The sequence below is a fragment of the Paraburkholderia phymatum genome, assembly GCF_038900715.1.
Taxonomy (GTDB): domain Bacteria; phylum Pseudomonadota; class Gammaproteobacteria; order Burkholderiales; family Burkholderiaceae; genus Paraburkholderia; species Paraburkholderia phymatum_A.
This window is the reverse complement of sequence record NZ_JAYMRZ010000008.1, coordinates 99,622-121,768: the sequence shown is the minus strand read 5'-3', so window position 1 is coordinate 121,768 and position 22,147 is coordinate 99,622. Positions and strand designations below refer to the sequence as shown.

Here is a 22,147-nt window from a genome sequence, read left to right as displayed (position 1 = left end):
ACAGCAACCATGCTGACGAAAGCTCGCGCGCTCGAATGAGCAAACGAAACCGGATCGAACGCGAGCCGAACGCGGAAGCGAAATTCGGCTGCCGGTCGATGCGAAAAAACGTTGAACAATTTCGCTAACTGACTGTTCGCGCAGTGAAAACCGGGGATGTATCGCGTATAATTCGCTTTTGCGCCTATAGGATTTGCCATGCGTCTGATCCAAAAAGCACTCACGTTCGATGACGTGCTCCTCGTCCCGGCCTTCTCCGACGTTCTGCCGCGCGACACCAGCCTGAAAACCCGGCTGACCCGCAAGATCTCCCTCAATATGCCGCTCGTGTCCGCCGCGATGGACACCGTCACGGAAGCCCGCCTCGCCATCGCAATGGCGCAGATGGGCGGCGTCGGCATCATCCACAAGAATCTCACGGCAGCCGAGCAGGCTCGCGAAGTCGCGAAGGTCAAGCGTTTCGAATCGGGCGTCGTGCGCGATCCGATCACCGTCCCGCCGCAGATGAAGGTGTGCGACGTGATCGCCCTGTCGCGCCAGCATGGCATTTCGGGCTTCCCGGTCGTCGAAGGCGCGCAGCTGATCGGCATCGTGACGAACCGCGACCTGCGCTTCGAAACGCGCCTCGAAGAGCCCGTGCGCACGATCATGACGCCGCGCGAGCGCCTCGTGACGGTCAAGGAAGGCACGCCGCTCGCCGAGGCAAAGGCGCTGATGCACAGCCACCGCCTCGAGCGTGTGCTGGTCGTCAACGACGCATTCGAACTGCGCGGCCTGATGACCGTGAAGGACATCACGAAGCAGACCGAGCACCCGGATGCCTGCAAGGACGAGCACGGCAAGCTGCGCGCGGGCGCCGCTGTCGGCGTCGGCGCGGACAATGAAGAGCGCGTGTCGCTGCTGGTGCAGGCGGGCGTCGACGTGATCGTCGTCGATACGGCGCACGGCCACAGCAAGGGCGTGCTGGAGCGCGTCCAGTGGGTCAAGAAGAACTTCCCGCACGTCGAGGTGATCGGCGGCAACATCGCGACGGCCGATGCAGCGAAAGCGCTCGTCGAGTACGGCGCGGACGGCGTGAAGGTCGGCATCGGCCCGGGCTCGATCTGCACGACGCGTATCGTCGCGGGTGTCGGCGTGCCGCAAATTTCGGCGATCGCGAACGTGTCGGCGGCGCTCAAGGGCTCCGGCGTTCCCGTGATCGCGGACGGCGGCGTGCGTTTCTCGGGCGACGTCAGCAAGGCACTGGCCGCGGGCGCGAACGCCGTGATGATGGGCAGCATGTTCGCCGGCACGGAAGAGTCGCCGGGCGACGTGTTCCTGTATCAGGGCCGCCAGTACAAATCGTATCGCGGCATGGGCTCCGTCGGCGCGATGAAGGACGGCGCGGCTGACCGCTACTTCCAGGACAACTCCGCGAACATCGACAAGCTGGTGCCCGAAGGCATCGAAGGCCGTGTCGCGTACAAGGGCTCGGTCGGCGCGATCCTGTTCCAGTTGATCGGCGGCGTGCGCGCGAGCATGGGCTACTGCGGCTGCAACACGATCGACGAACTGCACGAGAAGGCCGCGTTCGTCGAAATCACGGCTGCGGGCATGCGCGAATCGCACGTGCACGACGTGCAGATCACGAAGGAAGCGCCCAACTACCACGTGGACTGATCGCCGATGAAGCCGCTGCTGCGTGCCGTACTGATCATCGATGCTCTGATACTGCTGGCGTTCGGGCTGCTTTTCCTGCTCACGCCGTGGAAATCGCTGTACGACGCGCTGCAGCTGGCGCAGACGGACCCGGTGGTGGTCGGTCAAGGCTTCGGTATCGCGCTGGTCGGGCTCGCGTGGCTTGCGCTGCATGCGTCGATCGACGGCGCGATGACGGCGACGGTGGCCAAGGTCGTCGGCCATGTGAACTGGCTGACGGGCGTGCTGATGCTGATCTGGCTGGTCGGGCTGCATACGCCGTCGCTGGCGGGTCTCGGTCAACTGGTGGCAGTCGCGACGGGCGCGGTGCTGCTCGTCATCGGCCTGGGTGGCGTGAGACTGGCGAGCGCCGTGCGCCGGCGCGATCGGCTGGCGGGCACGGCGTCCGCCGAGCGTGCCGACCGCGTGGCCGCTCGCGACACGGCGAACGAAGCGCGCAAGGCCGAGCGCGAGCGCAACGCGGCGCGTCCGGGTGGCGTCTATCCGGCGGGCGGGTCGCTTGCAGTCGAGCCGATGCTCGGCACGACGCGTCCCGGGAACGCAGCGTCGCCCGTCAGTCCCGCGACGGGTCATCCCGTCGAGCCGGATTTGACTGCGGCTGCGCCGGGCGCAGCGGCGTCCCGGTCGCGTGAAGATGCGCTCGCACGCGAGCGTGCAGCCGCAGCGGACGAAGAAGCCGCCGCGCGGGAGCGCGGCGCGGCCGAAACGAAGTCCGGCACGCCCCGGCCTCCGTTTCATGGCTGATCCGCGATACGACACGCTCTCTGCCGAAACAACCGGAATCCGTCCGCGCGCAGGCCTTTTGTCGATGCAGCTTCGCTGCTGCGAGTGCATCGCCGGGACTGCGTCGATGGCGCCTGATCACGATGCGCCGGTTATGCGCAATCGATTAGGTCCGTCGAGCCGATCCGTTTTGAATACCACGCCGCCTGGTCGCGATGCGACTTGCGCGGCTTTCCCTATCCGTTCTTTTTAGATTCCGTCCGCTGCCATGCATGACAAGATCCTGATCCTCGACTTCGGTTCGCAAGTCACCCAACTGATCGCACGCCGCATTCGCGAAGCGCACGTGCTGTCGGAAATCCATCCGCACGATGTCAGCGACGAGTTCATCCGCGAATTCAAGCCGAAGGGCATCATCCTGTCGGGCGGCCCGAACTCGGTGACCGAGACCGACACGCCGCGCGCGCCGCAAGCGGTGTTCGAAGCGGGCGTGCCCGTGCTGGGCATTTGCTACGGCATGCAGACGATGGCCGAGCAGCTCGGCGGCAAGGTCGACAGCGGCCATCTGCGCGAGTTCGGCTATGCGGAAGTGCGCGCGCGCAACCATACGAGCTTCCTCGACGGCATTCAGGACTTCGCGACGCCCGAAGGCCACGGCATGCTGAAGGTATGGATGAGCCACGGCGACAAGGTGCTGGAAATGCCGGCGGGCTTTCAGCTGATGGCATCGACGGAATCGTGCCCGATCGCCGCGATGGCGGACGAAGCGCGCCACTTCTACGGCTTGCAATGGCATCCGGAAGTCACGCACACGGTGCAGGGCAGCGCGATGCTCGAGCGTTTCGTGCTGAAGATCTGCGGCGCGAAGCCTGACTGGGAGATGGGCAACTACATCGACGAAGCCGTCGAAAACATCCGCAAGCAGGTCGGCGACGAGCACGTGATTCTCGGTCTGTCGGGCGGCGTGGATTCGTCGGTGGCGGCGGCGCTGCTGCATCGCGCGATCGGCGATCAGCTCACATGTGTGTTCGTCGATCACGGCCTGCTGCGCCTGAACGAAGCCGAGCAGGTGATGTCGATGTTCGCGGATAACCTCGGCGTCAAAGTGATCCATGTCGACGCGAGTGAAGCGTTCATGTCGAAGCTCAAGGGCGTGACCGATCCCGAGGCGAAGCGCAAGATCATCGGCGCGGAATTCGTCGAAGTGTTCCAGACCGAAGCCGGCAAGCTGACGGACGCGAAGTGGCTCGCGCAAGGCACGATCTATCCGGACGTGATTGAATCGGCGGGCAAGGGCAAGAAGGCGGCGCACACGATCAAGAGCCACCACAACGTCGGCGGCCTGCCGGAAACGCTGAACCTGAAGCTGCTCGAACCGCTGCGCGAACTCTTCAAGGATGAAGTTCGCGAACTGGGCGTGAAGCTGGGTCTGCCGCCGTCGATGGTGTATCGCCATCCGTTCCCGGGCCCCGGCCTCGGCGTGCGGATTCTCGGCGAAGTGAAGCGCGACTATGCGGATCTGCTGCGCCGCGCGGACGCGATCTTCATCGAGACGCTGCGCACGTTCATCGACAAGGAAACGGGCAAGTCATGGTACGACCTGACGAGCCAGGCGTTTGCGGTGTTCCTGCCTGTGAAGAGCGTCGGCGTGATGGGCGATGGCCGCACGTACGAGTATGTCGTCGCGCTGCGCGCCGTGCAGACGCTGGACTTCATGACGGCGCACTGGGCACACCTGCCGCACGATCTGCTTGGTCATGTGTCGAACCGGATCATCAATGAAGTGCGTGGCATCAATCGCGTCGTGTACGACATTTCGGGCAAGCCGCCGGCGACGATTGAGTGGGAGTGAACGACGGCGTCTTCGCTATCTGACACGGCACCACATGATGCAAACGCCCGGCAGGAGAGCACCTGCCGGGCGTTGTTTTTTGCGCGACGAGCGGGCCATCACCCGAGTGACGATAGTGGATGCTTCCCTACCGGCGTAGCTGCATGCTGCCGTGCCCCAACTTACGCTACCAGGATTCGGCCGCCAATCGGTCTGAGTGCCTAACTCGTTACACGCAGTCCGGTTCAAGACGAACGCGCAAGGTCTGCAGAATAGTTCGGATGACGTAGCTTCAGTGCACATCGCTGCATTCGGATGCAACTGAACGCGGGTTCCGGCTTGGCACTATTCTTCCGTTCATGTCCAGCGAAGCGGTGCTTTGACACAAGTTCACAGCGGCTTACCCGCTCGGTGCGATCATCGCGGCGCAGGAGCCCATCGAACCATCGGCGAAGGTTCTCAAGAACGGCTTCTTCTTCGCGAAGGACATGATTGAATGACGCCACACGCACATTTAGACACCGGCCAGCTCTACGCCGCGGCCGAGCGGGCCTTCGTCTCCGGCCAGTACGACACGGCGCGCGTGCATGCCGGGAGCATTCTCCAGATGCAGCCCGAACATGCTGCCGCGCTGCATCTGCGAGGGCTGATTGCGCTTGAAGCGAAAGAGCCCGAGGGCGCAGCACACTGGATCGAGCACGCGCTGCGCGTGCGTCCCGATCCCGTTTTCTACAACAGTCTGAGCGTCGTGCAGATCCGCTCGGGCGCGCTTGCCTCGGGCGCGGCGAGCGCGCAGCGCGGCCTCGATCTGGCGCGCAGTCAGCCATCCGTTGCGTTCGATACGTCGATCCTCGCCTTCAATCTCGGCGTGGCGCTGCAACTGAACGACGACATGGAAGGGGCGGAGCATGCCTATCGCAGTGTGATCGCCACGAATCCGGCGCACTCCGGCGCGCACAACAATCTCGGCCTCGTGATGAACGCGCTGGGCGATGTCGAAGCGGCCATCGAGCATCATCGGCGCGCCTACGCACTCGACCCGTCGAATCTCGAAGCGCGCAGCAATATCGGCCACATGATGCTCGCTGCCGGCCGGTACGAAGAGGCGTGGCCGCATTTCGAGTGCCGCTGGGCCGCGCTCGGCAACAATCGCGGCGAGCGCGGCGCGCGGCCCGTTGCGTTGCCCGTGCCGCAATGGCAGGGCGAGCCCTTGCCGAAAGACGGCGCGCGGCTTTTCATCGTGTACGAGCAGGGGCTCGGGGATGCATTGCAGTTCTGCCGTTTCTTCCCGCTCGCGCTCGCGCGTTTCGCGTCGATCGGATTCAACTGTCCGAAGCCATTGCGGAGGCTTTTCGACGACTCGTTCGGCGCACGCTATCCGCAACTGAAGCTGCTCGACGACATGCCATCGGACTGGAGCGAATGGGATTGCCATTCGCCGATGCTCTCGTTGCCGATGGCCCTCGGCATCGGCCTGCAAAACCTCGCTTCGGCGCCGAGCCGTTATCTGCGTGCTGATGCACGGCGCGCCGAATATTGGCGTGGACGGCTCGCGGCAGTGGCGCCGCAAGGCGTGCCGCGCATCGGAATCGTGTGGGCGGGCGGAAAGATCAACGCACGCATGGACCAGATGCGCAGCATCGCGCCCGCGCAGATCGAGCGACTGCTGACGTGGCCTCGTGCGCAGTGGATCTGCTTGCAGAAAGCAGATGACGCATCGAAAGAACTGACGCCAACGAAGCGCCCGAACGTGACCGACTGGATGAGCGAAATCGCCGACTTCGCCGATACGGCGGCGCTCGTCGAGCATCTCGATCTGGTGATTGCCGTCGATACGTCGGTCGCACATCTCGCGGCGGCGATGGGCAGGCGCGTATGGTTGCTGAACCGTTACGCGGGATGCTGGCGCTGGCTGCGCGGTCGCACCGACAGTCCGTGGTATCCGGGCATGCGCATCTTCAACCAGTCGGAGCGTGGTGATTGGGGGGACGTGCTGTCGAAGGTGATCGAAGCGCTGGAGCTGGAATTTTCCGCGCGCGACGATCGCTGATCTCGCCTGCTCGAGCTGCGAGAACAACGCGACGTTCGATGTCGGCTCGCAATCCGGACCGTTTGCGATGTTCTACGAGCCACGGACAGTGCATGATCCCGGATTGCAGCGTCGCAAGCAGGGTTTGGATGGCGCGGCCAGCATGATAGTGCATGCCTTGCACGCGCATTGCGCGCGTCCGACGTCAGCCGTACGCGCGCCACTAGTCAATCGGCGAATCAGCAGCGGTCAGTAGCGGTCGAGCCGGTTGCCCGCGATGCGCACGCGGTCGCCCGGATGCAGGTCGCCGGGTGTGCTGACATCGAAAGCGCGCATCGAGCCGTCGTTCAGTTGCACGGAAACCCGGAAGCCGCCCGGCGACGACGCGCCCGCCTGCTGTCCAAGCTGATTGCCCGCGACAGCGCCGCCCAGCACGCCGATCGCCGTCGCGGCATCGCGGCCATGACCGTGCCCGAACTGGTTGCCGATCACGCCGCCCACGACGGCGCCGATCACCGTGCCCGCGACGCCGCCCGCCGTCACGGCCCCCGGATTGGCCAGCGGCTGGATCGACGAAACGACGCCGTATTGCTCGCCGTATCCGTAGCCCTGCTGCGGCTGCTGATAGCCCTGGTTCTGGCCGTCCTGCCAGTCGGACTGATCGTACGCGGGCTGTTGCTGATATTGCGGCTGTTGCGCGTAGGGCTGCTGATACTGCGGCGGCTGCGCGTATCCGGGCTGCGCATAGGCAGGCTGTCCGTAACCGGGCTGCACGTAGCCGGGCTGCGCAGGCTGCGAGTAAGCCGGCTGGGCGTAGGCCGGTTGTCCATACGCCGGTTGGGTGGCGTACGACGAACCGTAAGCGGAACCATAGGGTGCATTGCCGGGAACGACACAGCCGGCAAGCGGCAGCGTGACGCAAAGCGCGATCAGCGACGTTCGGACGAGAGGGCGGGCAAAACGGGAGTGGGTCATGTTGCGTGAGTGTCGTGGCGCCACCAGCTGTGGACGGCGACGAGTATAGGGAAGCGCGCGTCATTATTGACGCGCGCTCTGCGTAACAGTGTGTAAATTGCGCGTCGGAGAAAAACGACCGCGCGATCGGAGCACGCGAGCAGGAAAATCGACAACCATATTTCGATGCTGAACGCCATCCCATACGAAAATTCCTAAGACCTGATTGCACACTCTAGGCGTATGGCAAATGCATTTCGCGGCTCCTGATAAAATGCCCGGGCCGCAACGTAGTGGATTGCAAATGAAATTGCTTGATGCACTTGTCGAACAACGGATTGCCGCCGCGGCCGCGCGCGGCGAGTTCGACGATTTGCCGGGAGCCGGCGCGCCCCAGATGCTCGACGACGATGCACTGGTGCCCGAAGAAGTTCGAATCGCGAACCGCATTCTGAAGAATGCGGGCTTTGTGCCGCCGGCCGTCGAACAGCTGCGGGCGCTGCGCGACCTGCAGAACGAGCTGGATGCCGTCAGCGACCGGTCGACCCGCTGCCAGCTGCAGGCGAAGATGCTGGCGCTCGACATGGCGCTGGAATCGCTGCGCGGCGGCCCGCTGGTCATGCCGCGCGAGTACTGCCGCCGGATCGCCGAGCGTCTCTCGGAGCGCGCCGCCGATGATCCGGCCGCTGAAGCGGGGCCGGCGTGACCATCGACGGCGATCCTTCCGCGTCGCAAACCGATTTGCCCGCCGGTTCGCCGGCCCAGCCGGCCGCCGATCAAACGGGCGCGCGGCCGCTTGCCGTGCCCGTTACGGCCGCTTCCAACGTTTTGAGCGCTTCGAATGCCTCGAACGCTTCGAATGCCGACGCGGCTGCTCCGACAGAACGCACCGATATCTCCGAACGCGATCTCCACTTCATGGGCCTCGCGCAGGCCGCTGCCGACGAAGCGCGCGCCGCGGGCGAAGTCCCCGTCGGTGCCGTGCTCGTGCGCGGTGACGAAGTGATCGCGAAGGGCTTCAATCACCCGATCAGCGGACACGATCCTTCCGCGCACGCCGAAATGGCCGCGCTGCGCGCCGCCGCGCAAAAGCTCGGAAACTACCGGCTGCCGGGCTGCGAACTCTACGTGACACTCGAACCCTGCCTGATGTGCGCTGGCGCGATCATGCATGCGCGGATTGCGCGCGTCGTGTTCGGCGCGCGCGATCCGAAGACGGGCGCGTGCGGCAGCGTCGTCGATGCGTTTGCGAATCCTCAGCTAAACCATCACACGACCGTGATCGGCGGCGTACTCGAAGACGAATGCGGTGATGCGCTGCGCTCGTTCTTCGCGGATCGGCGGCGCGCCGCGCGGGAAAGGCGCGTAGCCGCCGGACGCGACGGCGAACCTGGCGCGTCCGAAGCGCTCTAAGACACCAATCCCGTCAACAGAACAACAGGCTGATATGGCCACGCATCGCACCATCGAACTGATCGCGCCTTCGGGCTACCCGCACGACCCGAACGCAATTCATCTCGCGCTGAAACGGTTGCGCGCGCAAGGGCATCGCGTCGAAAACATCGACGCGACGCAGCGGCGTTACCAGCGCTTTGCCGGCACCGACGGCGAACGCGCGGCGGAACTGAACCGGCTGGCGGACTCGTCGCGCGAGCTGCCCGACATCGTGCTCGCCGTGCGCGGCGGCTACGGCGCCGTGCGCATTCTGCACGGGCTCGACTACGCTGGCCTGCAACGCCGCTTGCGCGACCAGCCGATCGCGTTCGTGGGCCACAGCGATTTCACCGCGCTCCAGCTCGCGCTGCTGGCGCAGGCGGGCGTGACGACTTTCGGCGGCCCGATGCTCGCGGTCGATTTCGGCGCGGAAACCGTCAGCGACTTCACGATGAAGCACTTCTGGCACGCGCTGACTTCGGATACCTACACGATTTCGAGCACGCTCCCGCAAGCGCGGGCCGTCGACGTCAAAGGCACGCTATGGGGCGGCAATCTGGCCGTGCTGGCGTCGCTGGTCGGCTCGCCATATATGCCGCCCGTCGAGGGCGGCATCCTGTTCATCGAGGACGTCAACGAGCAGCCGTTCCGGATCGAGCGCCTGATCTATCAACTGCATCTCGCGGGGATCCTCGAGCGGCAGCAGGCGCTCGTGTTCGGCGACTTTTCGGGCGGCAAGCCGTTCGACTACGACAATGGCTACGATCTTCACGCGATGATCGAGCAGGTGAGGTCGGTGGTCGGCATTCCCGTCGTGACGGGCCTGCCGTTCGGCCACATTCCCGACATGGTGACGCTGCCCGTCGGCGCGCAGGCGCATCTCGTCGCGGGCGCGCATGGATTCAAGCTGACGGTGTCGGGACATCCCGTGCTCGAGTAAGGGACGCAAAGTGCGGGGCAACGCCTCGCATTCCGGCGGAGAAAGGCGAGGCGACTCGCCTTTGTCTTGACCAGCACACGCAACTAACGGTCTCGCCAATTCCGCGTCTGCCAATTTGTACTCGACTATGGTAGTCGCAAGTTTTGTTGACAAAATGTTCGTCAGAGGAGAATGGCTTCAATCGACTCGATTGGTCGCTCAGCCACAAGGGAAAGCCGCCAGAGACCGTTTCGGATAGTTTTGGGCACGTCAGTCCTAACTGAAATTGTCGAAAATCGGAGGCTTAAATTGTTGACAATTTTTATGTCCGTCCTAAGATGGACCCCATAACACCACGCTCATCATGTCAGAGATACCTAACGCCGCCGCGAGCAGCACGAAACCCGAAGCGATCGCCGAGCGCATTCGCGCCGCCATCCTCGAGCATCGGCTTGCGCCCGGCGCGAAATTGACGGAAGCGCAGTTGTGCGACGTGTTCGGCGTCAAGCGCGGACCGATCCGGCAGGCGCTGGCCCTGCTGGCCACCGACCGCCTCGTCGATCTGGAGCCGAACCGCGGCGCGTTTGTCGCCAGTCCGTCGCTGCAGGAAGTGCATGAAGTGTTCGAGATGCGCCGGATTATCGAGCTGGCCGTCGTCGACAAGATTTGCGCGGGCCAGGGCTCGCGGCGGTTGAAGGGCATCGGCGGGATGATCGCCCGCGAGCGCAGGGCGTTCGAGTCGCGTGACTTCCCGGCGTGGATCAGGCTCTCGGGCGAGTTTCATACGGAGCTTGCTTCGCTGACGGGCAACACCGTGCTGTGCGATTGCCTGAACGGCCTGGTCGCGCGTTCGACGCTGATTTCGGCGCTGTATGAATCGCTCGGCCGCAGCCCCTGTTCGTTCGAAGATCACGAAGCGATTCTCGCGGCGATCGACGCGGGCGACGCGAAGACAGCGGGCGCGCTGATGTCGCGCCATCTGCAGAGCGTCGAGCTGAAGATGCTTGACCGGCCGGCAAGCGGTGGAACCGATCTACATGAAGTATTCGGCATGCGTGTGCCCAAGCTCGCCGCCGGCTGAATCAAAGTGCATGCGTGATGCACGCCCGCGCTCGCAGGCGGTGCGCGCTGCACTGAAGTGAACTGCGTTTGATCACAAAACCGGCCGACAGGCCAACCGGGACATGAACCGATACGAGCCGCACCCGGCGCGTATCGAGACCGAAAGACCGTAAGGCGTGGTTGCTCATCAAGCGGCCATGCCGACGCGGCAAAGCCTTGCAGGCATTCGCGGAAAGCCTGCCGGACCATCAAAACAAGTACGTAAGTACGGAGACACCCGCGGCAACGTGCAGGCGCCGTGCATCGGCAAGACCCACATGGTGGGCCGGTCGCGCGTCTGGCATACACGATGCAATGCTCGTCGATTCCCGTCGACGTTCCCACCTTAGGAGGAATCCATGGCTCAGTTCAGTGCAGCACCGGATAGTTCGACAATTCCCGATTATGAGAGCGGCGCGCAAAGCGGTCACGCGCTTCCGGCGGGCTACAGCGAGCGTCTGTACAACGAAGACCTCGCGCCGTTGAAGCATCAGACGTGGGGCGCCTATAACATCTTCGCGTTCTGGATGTCGGACGTGCATAGCGTCGGCGGCTATGTGTTCGCGGGCAGCCTGTTTGCGCTGGGCCTCACGAGCTGGCAGGTGCTGATCGCACTGCTCGTCGGCATCACGATCGTGAACCTGCTGTGCAACATGATCGCGAAGCCGAGCCAGCTCAACGGCGTGCCGTATCCCGTTGCGTGCCGCGCAACGTTCGGCGTGCTGGGCGCGAACGTTCCTGCCGTGATCCGCGGCCTCATCGCCGTCGCGTGGTATGGCATCCAGACGTATCTTGCATCGAGCGCGCTCGTCATCGTCGTGCTCAAGTTCTTCCCGCAGTTGCTGCCCTACGCGGATGTGCATCATCACGGCTTCATGGGCCTGTCGACGATCGGCTGGGCTGGCTTCATGTTGCTGTGGGTGCTGCAGGCATTCGTGTTCTGGAACGGCATGGAGACGATCAAGAAGTTCATCGACTTCGCCGGCCCGGCCGTGTATGTCGTGATGTTCATCCTGGCCGGCTACATGGTGTGGCGCGCCGGCTGGCAGAACATCGGCATCAACCTCGGCGGCGTGAAGTATCACGGCATGGAAGTGATCCCCGTGATGATTACGGCGATCTCGCTGGTGGTGTCGTACTTCTCGGGCCCGATGCTGAACTTCGGCGACTTCTCGCGCTACGGCAAGAGCTTTCGCAGCGTCAAGCGCGGCAATTTCTGGGGCTTGCCCGTCAACTTCCTCGCGTTCTCGCTGGTGACGGTCATCACGACGGCCGCGACGCTGCCCGTGTTCGGCGAGCTCATCACTGATCCCGTCGAAACGGTGGGCCGCATCGACTATCCGACGGCCGTGATTCTTGGTGCACTGACGTTCACGATTGCGACCATCGGCATCAACATCGTCGCCAACTTTGTGTCGCCTGCATTCGATTTCTCGAACGTCGCGCCGAAGCTCATCAGCTGGCGCGCAGGCGGCATGCTCGCTGCCGTCGCGTCGATCTTCATCACGCCGTGGAACCTGTTCAACAACCCGGCAGTGATCCACTACACGCTCGACGTGCTCGGCAGCTTCATCGGACCGTTGTACGGCATCCTGATCGTCGACTTCTTCCTCGTGAAGCGCCAGAAGATCGTGCTCGACGATCTGTACACGGTGTCGGAGAAGGGCGCGTACTGGTATCACAATGGCGTGAACTATCGTGCAGTGGCTGCGCTGCTGCCGGCTGCACTGATCGCGGTGATCTGCGTGATGGTGCCGTCGCTGGACGGATTGGCGAACTTCTCGTGGTTCATCGGCGCGGGACTCGGTGCAGTGTTCTACAGTGTGCTGGCCCGTAAGCTGCAACGTGGTGCATGAACGCGCATGACGGTTCATCAAAGGATGCCGAAGGGTGCAATAGGAGTTCTTGACATGCGTATCAAACTGATCAACCCGAACACGACGCAACGGATGACGGAGGCCATGGGCCGTTGTGCGCGCAGCGTCGTCGCGCCGGGGACGGAGTTGGTGGCGGTGAGCCCGACGATGGGCCCGCCGTCGATCGAAGGCTACTACGACGAAGCGCTCGCCACGCCGGGGCTGCTGGCCGAAGTCGAGGCGGGCGAGCGTGAGGGATTCGACGGCTACGTGATTGCGTGTTTCGGCGATCCTGGCCTCTATGCGGCGCGCGAACTGGCGCGCGGCCCGGTGATCGGCATCGCGGAAGCGGCGATGCATGCGGCGAGCGTGCTCGCGCCGGGCTTCTCGGTAGTGACGACGCTGTCGCGCACCTGCGGGATGGCCTGGCATCTGGCCGAGCGCTACGGCATGAAGCGTTTTTGCCGCAACGTCCGCGCCACCGATGTCGCCGTGCTCGAACTCGATCAGCCTGGCTCGGCGGCACGGCGCATCATTCTCGACGAATGCCGCCGCGCGCTCGACGAGGATGGATCGGACGCGATCGTGCTCGGCTGTGCGGGGATGGCGGAATTGTGCGCTGAGATTGAAGACGCGCTGGGCGCGCCCGTGATCGAAGGCGTGACGGCCGCCGTCAAGTGGGTCGAGGCGCTCGTCGCTTTGCGCCTCGCAACGGCCAAGCGCGGCGACTATGCGCGACCGCTCGCGAAGCGCTATGACGGCGAATTCGCGCGCTTCAGTCCGACGGGTGATGCGCCCGCCGACGCGGCATGCGGGCAACAAGCCGCGCCCGGCGCGGATGTCGTGACGGGCACTAACGGTGCGCTGCTGCGGGTCAACGCGAACGCGCTGCGCGCAGACCCCGCCGCCGATATTGCGCCGCACATACATTCTGTCTGACACGCACTATCTGCCCGGGTGTATGGGCGCACCCGGGTGTTTTCGCTACACTGGTTCAACCCTGCCGGCCCTGCCGTAGCGCGTTTCGCCGCTTTCACGACGTCCGCCGGCGCAGACTTGCAACCGCTCACGTCAACCGCTGCGTCATTCACATCATGTCACTCGATTCGAACTATCCACGCGATCTGATCGGCTACGGCCGTCATCCCGTGCAGGCTGACTGGCCAGGACGCGCGCGCGTCGCGGTCCAGTTCGTTCTCAACTATGAAGAGGGCGGCGAGAACTGCGTGCTGCACGGCGATCCGGGCTCGGAACAGTTCCTGTCGGAGATCGTCGGCGCGACGGCGTATCCATCGCGTCACATGAGCATGGAGTCGATCTACGAATACGGCTCGCGTGCCGGCGTGTGGCGCATCTTGCGTGAGTTCGAAAAGCGCGGCCTGCCGTTGACGATATTCGGCGTCGGCATGGCGATCGAACGGCATCCGGAAGTCGCGCGCGCGTTCGTCGAGCTGGGCCATGAGATCGCGTGTCACGGCTATCGCTGGATTCACTATCAGGACATGTCGCCCGAACGCGAAGCCGAGCACATGCGCCTCGGCATGGAAGCGATCGAGCGCGTGACGGGCGAGCGGCCGCTCGGCTGGTACACGGGCCGCGACAGTCCCAATACGCACCGGCTCGTGGCCGAATACGGCGGTTTCCTGTACGACTCCGACTACTACGGCGACGACCTGCCGTTCTGGATGGACGTCGAGGTGACGGGCGGCGCTAAGGTGCCCCAACTGATCGTGCCGTACACGCTCGACACCAACGACATGCGCTTCGCGACGCCGCAAGGCTTCAACACGGCGGACCATTTCTTCACGTATCTGCGCGACGCATTCGACGTGCTGTACGAAGAGGGCGACGAAGCGCCGAAGATGATGTCGATCGGCATGCATTGCCGTCTGCTCGGCCGCCCCGGACGCTTTCGCGCGCTGCAGCGCTTTCTCGACCACATCGAAAAGCATGAGCGCGTCTGGGTTTCGCGGCGCGTCGATATCGCGCGTCACTGGCGCGAGCATCACCCCTATCAACCACAGGACAACCGCGGGGCGGCGGCATGAAGGCGATGCAATACACACTCGACCAATTGAACAGGATCTCGACCGACGCGTTCGTCGCGGCGCTGTCGGGCATCTTCGAGCACTCGCCGTGGGTCGCCGAAGTGGCGGCCGCGCAGCGTCCTTACGCGAGTATCGACGCGTTGCACGCGACGATGTCGAACGCCGTCGAAACAGCGAGCGAAGCGAAGCAGCTCGCGCTGATCAACGCTCACCCGGAACTCGCGGGCAAGGCGGCCGTGCGCGGCGAGTTGACGGCCGAATCGACGCGCGAGCAGAGCGGCGCCGGTCTCGATCAATGCACGCAGGAAGAGTTCGACAAGCTGCTGCGCCTGAACACGGCGTATCGCGAGAAGTTCGGCTTTCCGTTCATTCTCGCGGTGCGCGGCTATGACCGGCACGGGATCATCGCGAACTTCGAATCGCGTGTGAGCAACAGCCGCGCCGACGAGCTGCGCGCGAGCCTCGACCAGATCTATCGCATCGCGCGTTTCCGTCTCGACGATCTGATCAGCGCGTGAGCGTCGCGCTCGACGCGCGCTCGGCATTGCGTCGCGACACATCGCGCGCCCACGGCATTCGCACAACGTACCCGCACGAAGCACCCGCACGGCGCACCCGCACAAAGCAACAACCCGACAGCAAGGACGACAAAGATGGCACTCCCGATTCTCGATCCCAACGCACCCGAGTTCACCCGCCGTTTCGTGAATCTCGCGGACCCGCGTCTTGGCGCACAGGCGCTCGAATCCAGCGACGATTTCTTCGCGCCCAAGGAGCGCATGCTGAATCCCGAGCCCGCCGTCTTCATCCCCGGCAAGTACGACGAGCACGGCAAGTGGATGGACGGCTGGGAGACGCGCCGCAAGCGCACGACGGGCTACGACTGGTGCATCGTGAAGCTCGCGCGTCCGGGCGTCATCAAGGGACTCGATATCGACACGAGCCACTTCACGGGCAACTTCCCGCCGGCGGCATCGGTGGAAGCGGCGCGCGTGACGGACGGCGCGCCGAACGAGTCGACGCAATGGACCGAGATCGTTCCGTCGACGACGCTGCAAGGCAATAGCCATCACTACGTCGAAGTGGGCGACACGAACGCGTACACGCATTTGCGCGTGAACATCTATCCGGACGGCGGCATCGCGCGCCTGCGCGTGTACGGCCAGCCGCAAGTCGACTGGGCGGGCGCGAGCCGCACCGATCTGTTCGATCTCGCCGCGATGGAAAACGGCGCGTATCTGGTCGCCGCGAACAATCAGCACTTCGGCGCGGCGTCGACGCTCTTGATGCCAGGCCGCGGCGTGAACATGGGCGACGGCTGGGAAACGCGCCGACGCCGCGAGCCGGGCAACGACTGGGCGATCGTCGCGCTCGCGCAGCCGGGCGTCATCACCAAGATCGAAGTCGATACGGCGCACTTCAAGGGCAACTTTCCCGATCGCTGCTCGCTGCAGGCCGCATACGTGACGGGCGGCACCGACAGTTCGCTGATCACGCAGGCGATGTTCTGGCCGGTGCTGCTCGGCGAACAGAAGCTGCAGATGGACAAGCAGCATTTCTTCGAAAGCGAGATCGCGGCGCTCGGCCCTGTCACGCATATCCGCTTCAACATCATTCCGGACGGCGGCGTGTCGCGTCTGCGTCTGTGGGGCACGCTCGCATGACGAAGACACTCGCCATCGAACCGCTGACGCGCGAAGCATTCGCGCCATTCGGCGACGTGATCGAACTGGAAGGTGCGAAGCAGATCCCGATCAATCTCGGCACGACGATCCGTTATCACGATCTCGCGAAAGTCGATGTCGCCGATCAGGACGGCCGCACGCTCGTCAATCTGTTTCGCGGGCAGCCGCGCGTGCTGCCGTTCGAAGTGAAGATGCTCGAACGTCATCCGCTCGGCAGCCAGGCGTTCATTCCGTTGAACGACAAGCCGTATCTGGTCGTGGTCGCGCCGGCCGGCGCACTCGACGAGTCGAAGATTCGCGCGTTCGTCACGAGCGGCTGGCAGGGTGTGAACTACGCGAAAGGCGTGTGGCACCATCCGCTGATCGCGTTGGGTGAAGTGAGCGATTTCATCGTCGTCGATCGCGGCGGCGAAGGGCTCAATCTCAACGAGCGGGATCTCACGGCGTCGCTGTGGCTCACTGAAGAGGCGTTGAGTGCTTTAGCGGTTTGAGTGTGATGGCACGCATCGCGTCGTGCGCGGTGCTTCGGTGACAAAGTGAAAGCCCGTTGCGGACGAATGTCTGCGATGGGCTTTTTTGTTGGCGGGCGTGGGATCGGGCTCGGAGAGACCTGGCGCTTCGATTGCATTCGACTTCGACTAGCCGCTGAACCATATGCGCTTCTTTGGAGTGCGCGGCAGCTACTGATGTATTGCGGCGTTCATCCAGCGCGATGAAAATTCTTCACGGAACAGGTTGAGCGGGTAGTCTTCGACCAGGCTTTGCCCCGAAGGCTTTTGCCGATAATTGAAGCTACCGAGCAGCACTCGGCGCAGTATCCGGCCTGTAGATCCAGGGCCGCATAACACCTGCCAAATGCGCATGCTATGGCGTTGGGCTGCAAACACACAGGCATCGATTCATCCGCATGCAAACGTGCAGCCCCGCGCATTCAACACGCAAAAAAAGCGGGCAGCCGCTTGCGCGAACAGCCCGCTAACCTCGAAGAAACGGGCTTGCGCCCGTCATCGACACCTCGTGTTTTATTTCACTGCGCCGCCCTGGAACCACGCGGCGATTTGTTGCCGTTCGCCGTCGGTCATATGCGTGACGTTGCCAAGCGGCATCGCCTTGAGCGTCACGGCCTGCTGATAGATACGTTGCGCGTTCATCGAAATTTCGTCGGGCGTATCGAGCAGCACGCCGGCGGGGGCGCTGCCCATCAGCGTCGGATGCGCGGAGTGGCACGCGACGCAGCGTTGCTGCAACACGGGCACGATATCGGCGACCTTGATGACGGGCGCGTTCGCGGCTTCAGCGACGGGCACGACCGGCTTCGGCATCGTCCAGAACAACGCGCCGAACATCAGCGCGACGCCGGCGAGCGGCAGATACCACAGCACCTGGCCGCGGTGACGCATCACGAAGAACTGGCGGATCAGCGCGCCCGCCAGCATGATCACGACGAGCACCGCCCAGTTGTACGGATGCGTGTACGTCATCGCGTAGTGGTTCGACAGCATCGCGAACACGACGGGCAGCGTGAAGTACGTGTTGTGCACGGAGCGCTGCTTGCCACGCTTGCCGTAGATCGGGTTCGGCGTGTCGCCCTTGAGCATCGCGTCGACCATCTTGCGCTGCCCCGGAATGATCACGAAGAACACGTTCGCCGACATGATCGTCGCAAGCATCGCGCCCATGATCAGATACGCTGCGCGGCCCGCGAAGATGTGACAGGCGAGGAAGGCCGCGATCAGCACATAAACGCCGACGCAGATGCCGAGCAGCTTGTCCCGGTTGCCGAGGATGCGGCACAGCGAGTCATAGACGATCCAGCCTGCCGCGAGGAAGCCGAGTGCCGAGAAGATCGCGACGACGGGGCCCATGTCGAGCACATTCTTGTCGATCAGATACGTGTTCGGCGCGAACAGATACAGCACCGTGAAGAGACCGAAGCCGGAAAGCCACGTCGTGTACGACGGCCACTTCGACCAGTGCAGGTCGTCGGGCATCTCGGGTGGCGCAACGGTGTACTTCTGCATGTTGTAGAAGCCGCCGCCGTGCACATGCCACAGTTCGCCGAACACGCCGCGCCGGCGCTGGTTCGGGTCCACAGGCGGCTTCAGGCTGTTATCGAGGGCGACGAAATAGAACGACTCGCCGATCCAGGCGATTGCGGCGATCACGTGAAACCAGCGAATCGCGAGATTCAGCCAGTCGGTAATAAAGCCTTCCATGAAACTCCTCCACTCCTGATTCGTTGTTCGCGCCGCATCTCGTATGCTGCGCGCAATGCGATGCTGTTGCGGCGCTGCATATCCGCCAAAGGTTCAGTGCATGCAACGACAATAAGATGTACTTGGGTGCCGATGAATCGCGCCAGTCCAGACTGCACTTCGCGAATGTCTCCATGTCATCGGCGAAACGCATGCGCCCGTGTACGCGGCACCGCTTCGCTCCGCGTCAGCTGCCGCGATAGGTGCTGTACGACCACGGCGACACCAGTAGCGGCACGTGATAATGCGCGCCTGCGTCGGCGATGCCGAAACGCAGGACGACGCGATCGACGAAGCGCGGCTCCGGCACTTGGGTGCCGATCGACGCGAAGTAATCGCCCGCATGGAATACGAGTTCATATTCGCCGACGGTCAGTGCATCGCCTTCGAGCAGTGGCTCGTTGCAACGGCCATCGTGATTGGTGGTGGTGGTTTTGAGCGCACGGCGCGTGTCGCCGGAAAGCGCAAACAGTTCGACCTTGATATCGGCGCCGGGACGGCCGTTTGCCGTGTCGAGCACGTGGGTAGTGAGCTTGCCCATTCGCGATTGTCCTTGTGTAGATGCGAGGTTTCAGCGGCGGCCCGATCCATCACAGTTTGCGGCGGATCGAGGCTCCACGTCAGTGGCTACATACCCGTCGGCGGATTGAAGCGAGCGCCGTGACATTCATTGTAGAAACATTGTTCATCTACGCGAGCGAGCGATAGGAAAGATAATCGCTGCCGCATGACGACCCGCTGAAAGCCTCTGCAAGGGTAGTCGAGTGCAGTCCGAATCGGCATGGCCGCGCTTGTCCGATCGTACAGGCACCAAAAATACCGACTATATGCACTGCGTGAATCCGGGTATCGTGACCTCCCGAGTTGCCAGCGCAATTTTGTTGCCCGAAGGTTACGCCCATGCACGGCGCGGCCGTGCATCCCGAAGACGGCGGAGCACGCCGGGTAACCGGGCCAACGGCGTTCGAACGGGACGCGGCGGCACGGTGGCGTGCCGGCGACATCGCGTTCGAACGACTTTTGCACACGCCCGGACTGCCGCGGACAGTGATCGCGTGCAGATCGATGCAGCAGAAGGCGACCGCATGCAATCCTATGCAGCGGGCAGCGACGGCGACAGCGGCATCGCGTGGCGGCGAACAGGGCGGCACTGGAGAAACGAATGACGATGCAAACCCAGGCAACGGGCGCGACGCGAACAACCGGCCAGCGCGGCAAGACGATGCTGGTGCGGCACGCAGACGTGCTCGTGACGATGGACGGCGAGCGGCGCGAACTGCGCGACGGCGGCCTCTTTATCGAAGACAACCGGATCGTCGCCGTCGGCCGGACCGCGGAACTGCCGGACACGGCCGACGAGATTCTCGACATGACGGGGTATCTCGTCATTCCCGGACTGGTCAACACGCACCATCACATGTATCAGAGCCTGACGCGCGCGATTCCCGCCGCGCAGAACGCCGAGCTGTTCGGCTGGCTGACGAATCTGTACAGGGTGTGGGCGAATCTCACGCCTGAGATGATCGAAATTTCGACGCTGACGGCGATGGCGGAACTGCTGCTCTCAGGCTGCACGACGTCGAGCGATCACCTGTACATCTATCCGAACGGCAGCCGTCTCGACGACAGCATCGCCGCCGCGCGCCGCATCGGCATGCGTTTTCATGCAAGCCGCGGCAGCATGAGCGTCGGACAGAAGGACGGCGGCCTGCCGCCCGATTCCGTCGTCGAAAGCGAAGCGGACATCCTGAAGGACACGCAACGCCTGATCGAAACGTATCACGACGAAGGGCGCTACGCGATGCTGCGCGTCGTCGTCGCGCCGTGCTCGCCGTTTTCGGTGAGCCGCGACCTGATGCGCGAATCGGCTGCACTGGCTAGGCAATACGGCGTGTCGCTGCATACGCACCTCGCCGAGAACGTGAACGATATTGCATACAGCCGCGAGAAGTTCGGCATGACGCCGGCCGAGTATGCCGAGGACCTGGGCTGGATCGGTCGCGACGTATGGCATGCGCACTGTGTGCAACTCGACGATGCCGGCATCAACCTGTTCGCACGCACGGGAACGGGCGTCACGCACTGTCCGTGCTCGAACATGCGGCTCGCGTCGGGTATCGCACCCATAAGGAAGATGCGGCTGGCGGGCGTGCCCGTCGGGCTGGGTGTCGACGGATCGGCGTCGAACGATGGCGCGCAGATGGTCGCCGAAGTGCGTCAGGCGTTGCTGCTGCAGCGGGTCGGTTTCGGGCCTGACGCGATGACCGCGCGCGAAGCGCTCGAAATCGCGACGCTCGGCGGTGCAAAGGTGCTGAACCGAGACGATATCGGCGCGCTGGCTCCCGGCATGGCAGCGGATTTCGTGTCGTTCGATCTGCGTCAGCCGTTTTTTGCGGGCGCACTGCATGATCCCGTCGCGGCGCTTGTGTTCTGCGCGCCGTCGCAGGTGTCGACGAGCGTGATCGGCGGAAAGATCGTCGTGAAGGACGGCGTGCTGACGACGGTGGATCTCGGCTCCGTGATCGAACGGCACAACAGCCTTGCGAAGTCGCTGTACGAAAGTGCCGCTTAAAAGCGAAACGGCAGCTTTAAAAAGCAAAGCGGCGGTTCGACAACCGCCGCCTGCAACATAGTGCTTTTTTCGTCGTGCTTTACTTGTCGACCAGCGTTTTGGTCGCCTCCGCGACGAGGCTGCGCAACCAGCGCACTTCATCGGAGTAGTGCACGCGCTCGTGCCACAACTGGTAATACTGCATCGGCGGGAAGTCGAGCGGCGCGGGCACGACGGTCAGCGGCAGGAACTTCGCGTAGTAGTCGGCGAAGAGGCGCGTCGTCGTGAAGATCAGGTCTGACTTGATCAGCACGTAAGGCGCGAGGTTGAAGTACGGCAGCGTGACGACGACGTGGCGCTTCAGCCGCTCGCGGGCCAGATGCACGTCGATCGCGCCGCGCTGGCCGACGGAATAGGGCGTCGGCGCGAGATGCGGCGCGTTCAGATACTGGTCGAGCGTCAGGCCGCCGCGCCGGGCGAACGGATGCGTGTTGCTCATCAGGCACACGATCTGGTCGACGAACAGGTTCGACAGGTGCAGTTGCTCAGGCGGTTCCGGCCAGTTGCCGACGACGATATCGAGCTTGCCGTCCTCGAGCGCCAGTTCATAGTCGAACGCTGGTCCGAGCGAGTGGAACTCGAGTGTCGCGTTCGGCGCGGCCTGGCGGAAGCGCTCGACGACGGTCGGTACGAACAGCACGTTCAGGTAGTCCGGGCAGCCGATCCGGTAGCAGCGGATCGACGTCGCGGGGTCGAAGTTGTGCTGCTGAAATTTAATGCGTTCGATCTCGCGCAGTGCATTCTGGACGGGTTCGAGCAGGCGCAGCCCGTACTCGGTCGGCACCATGCCGGACTTGCCGCGCACGAGCAGCGGGTCGCCCGTGATGTCGCGCAGCCGGCGCAGGGCTGCACTGATGGCGGGTTGGGACTGGTTCAGCTTGACGGCGGCGCGCGTGACGCTGCGCTCCATCAGAAGCGTGTGCAAGACGCGCAGCAGGTAAGTGTCGATCGCCTCGCGTTGTTGGCTCATGACTTCTCCGAAATATATGTTCAGGCTGATCGA

Annotated in this window: 19 protein-coding genes; 15 read left to right on the top strand and 4 right to left on the bottom strand. The window is 63.7% G+C overall.

All coding sequences use genetic code 11. The features are described from left to right. The first annotated feature begins 198 nt into the window (after window positions 1-198). The 4 genes from guaB (at window position 199) to VSR68_RS16785 (ending at window position 6,302) form a co-directional block, all read left to right on the top strand. Window positions 199-1,659: an IMP dehydrogenase gene (guaB, locus tag VSR68_RS16800; protein ID WP_342940931.1), complete on the top strand. Its 1,461-nt coding sequence runs from the start codon at window positions 199-201 to the stop codon at window positions 1,657-1,659. A gap of 6 nt (window positions 1,660-1,665) precedes the next feature. Beyond that, window positions 1,666-2,442 (top strand): hypothetical protein, encoded by a 777-nt coding sequence (locus tag VSR68_RS16795; RefSeq protein WP_342940930.1) that lies wholly within the window; start codon window positions 1,666-1,668, stop codon window positions 2,440-2,442. Between the two features lie 247 nt (window positions 2,443-2,689). Then, window positions 2,690-4,273 carry a glutamine-hydrolyzing GMP synthase gene (guaA, locus tag VSR68_RS16790; protein ID WP_342940929.1) on the top strand — a complete coding sequence of 528 codons (1,584 nt, stop codon included), beginning with the start codon at window positions 2,690-2,692 and terminating at the stop codon, window positions 4,271-4,273. A 475-nt stretch (window positions 4,274-4,748) separates the two neighbouring features. Further along, the gene (locus tag VSR68_RS16785) at window positions 4,749-6,302 is read left to right on the top strand and encodes a tetratricopeptide repeat-containing glycosyltransferase family protein (protein WP_342940928.1); all 1,554 of its coding nucleotides are present in this window, start codon (window positions 4,749-4,751) and stop codon (window positions 6,300-6,302) included. 228 nt (window positions 6,303-6,530) lie between these two features. Here VSR68_RS16785 and VSR68_RS16780 read toward each other — a convergent pair whose 3' ends face one another. Beyond that, on the bottom strand, window positions 6,531-7,256 hold the full coding sequence (locus VSR68_RS16780; protein WP_342940927.1) for a glycine zipper 2TM domain-containing protein: 726 nt from the start codon (window positions 7,254-7,256) through the stop codon (window positions 6,531-6,533). A gap of 283 nt (window positions 7,257-7,539) precedes the next feature. Between VSR68_RS16780 and VSR68_RS16775 the strand changes: the two genes are divergently transcribed. The 10 genes from VSR68_RS16775 to VSR68_RS16730 all read left to right on the top strand — a co-directional run bounded on the left by VSR68_RS16775 (window position 7,540) and on the right by VSR68_RS16730 (window position 16,769). Then, complete coding sequence (locus VSR68_RS16775; RefSeq protein ID WP_342940926.1) at window positions 7,540-7,941, top strand: DnaJ family domain-containing protein; 402 nt, start codon at window positions 7,540-7,542, stop codon at window positions 7,939-7,941. Window positions 7,942-8,063: 122 nt separating this feature from the next. After that, entirely contained in the window at window positions 8,064-8,648 is a 585-nt protein-coding gene (gene tadA, locus VSR68_RS16770; protein ID WP_428983526.1) for a tRNA adenosine(34) deaminase TadA, read from the top strand. A gap of 34 nt (window positions 8,649-8,682) precedes the next feature. Continuing rightward, complete coding sequence (gene ldcA, locus VSR68_RS16765; RefSeq protein ID WP_342940925.1) at window positions 8,683-9,609, top strand: muramoyltetrapeptide carboxypeptidase; 927 nt, start codon at window positions 8,683-8,685, stop codon at window positions 9,607-9,609. 343 nt (window positions 9,610-9,952) lie between these two features. Then, a complete protein-coding gene (locus VSR68_RS16760; protein ID WP_342940924.1) occupies window positions 9,953-10,669 on the top strand; it encodes a GntR family transcriptional regulator in 717 nt (238 codons plus the stop codon). Between the two features lie 379 nt (window positions 10,670-11,048). Beyond that, window positions 11,049-12,545 (top strand): NCS1 family nucleobase:cation symporter-1, encoded by a 1,497-nt coding sequence (locus VSR68_RS16755; RefSeq protein ID WP_342940923.1) that lies wholly within the window; start codon window positions 11,049-11,051, stop codon window positions 12,543-12,545. A gap of 54 nt (window positions 12,546-12,599) precedes the next feature. Continuing rightward, window positions 12,600-13,484: an aspartate/glutamate racemase family protein gene (locus tag VSR68_RS16750; RefSeq protein ID WP_342940922.1), complete on the top strand. Its 885-nt coding sequence runs from the start codon at window positions 12,600-12,602 to the stop codon at window positions 13,482-13,484. Window positions 13,485-13,639: 155 nt separating this feature from the next. Next, window positions 13,640-14,593, top strand: a complete 954-nt coding sequence (gene puuE / locus VSR68_RS16745; protein ID WP_342940921.1) for an allantoinase PuuE — start codon at window positions 13,640-13,642, stop codon at window positions 14,591-14,593. Then, on the top strand, window positions 14,590-15,111 hold the full coding sequence (uraD, locus tag VSR68_RS16740) for a 2-oxo-4-hydroxy-4-carboxy-5-ureidoimidazoline decarboxylase (protein WP_342940920.1): 522 nt from the start codon (window positions 14,590-14,592) through the stop codon (window positions 15,109-15,111). The genes puuE and uraD overlap by 4 nt, the downstream gene beginning before the upstream one ends. 135 nt (window positions 15,112-15,246) lie before the next feature. Then, window positions 15,247-16,257 (top strand): allantoicase, encoded by a 1,011-nt coding sequence (gene alc, locus VSR68_RS16735; RefSeq protein ID WP_342940919.1) that lies wholly within the window; start codon window positions 15,247-15,249, stop codon window positions 16,255-16,257. Beyond that, window positions 16,254-16,769, top strand: a complete 516-nt coding sequence (locus VSR68_RS16730; RefSeq protein WP_342940918.1) for an ureidoglycolate lyase — start codon at window positions 16,254-16,256, stop codon at window positions 16,767-16,769. The genes alc and VSR68_RS16730 overlap by 4 nt, the downstream gene beginning before the upstream one ends. Window positions 16,770-17,300: 531 nt before the next feature. On the opposite strand, the gene VSR68_RS16725 is transcribed toward VSR68_RS16730, so the two are convergent. After that, entirely contained in the window at window positions 17,301-18,494 is a 1,194-nt protein-coding gene (locus VSR68_RS16725) for a urate hydroxylase PuuD (RefSeq protein WP_342940917.1), read from the bottom strand. Window positions 18,495-18,720: 226 nt separating this feature from the next. Continuing rightward, window positions 18,721-19,074 (bottom strand): hydroxyisourate hydrolase, encoded by a 354-nt coding sequence (gene uraH / locus VSR68_RS16720; RefSeq protein ID WP_342940916.1) that lies wholly within the window; start codon window positions 19,072-19,074, stop codon window positions 18,721-18,723. Between the two features lie 621 nt (window positions 19,075-19,695). Here uraH and VSR68_RS16715 point away from each other — a divergent pair. Then, window positions 19,696-21,105 carry an 8-oxoguanine deaminase gene (locus VSR68_RS16715; protein ID WP_342940915.1) on the top strand — a complete coding sequence of 470 codons (1,410 nt, stop codon included), beginning with the start codon at window positions 19,696-19,698 and terminating at the stop codon, window positions 21,103-21,105. 79 nt (window positions 21,106-21,184) lie between these two features. Here the strand turns inward: VSR68_RS16715 and VSR68_RS16710 are convergent, their stop codons facing one another. After that, window positions 21,185-22,114, bottom strand: coding sequence for a LysR substrate-binding domain-containing protein (locus VSR68_RS16710; protein WP_087735332.1), 930 nt, complete (start codon window positions 22,112-22,114; stop codon window positions 21,185-21,187). Window positions 22,115-22,147: the final 33 nt, after the last annotated feature.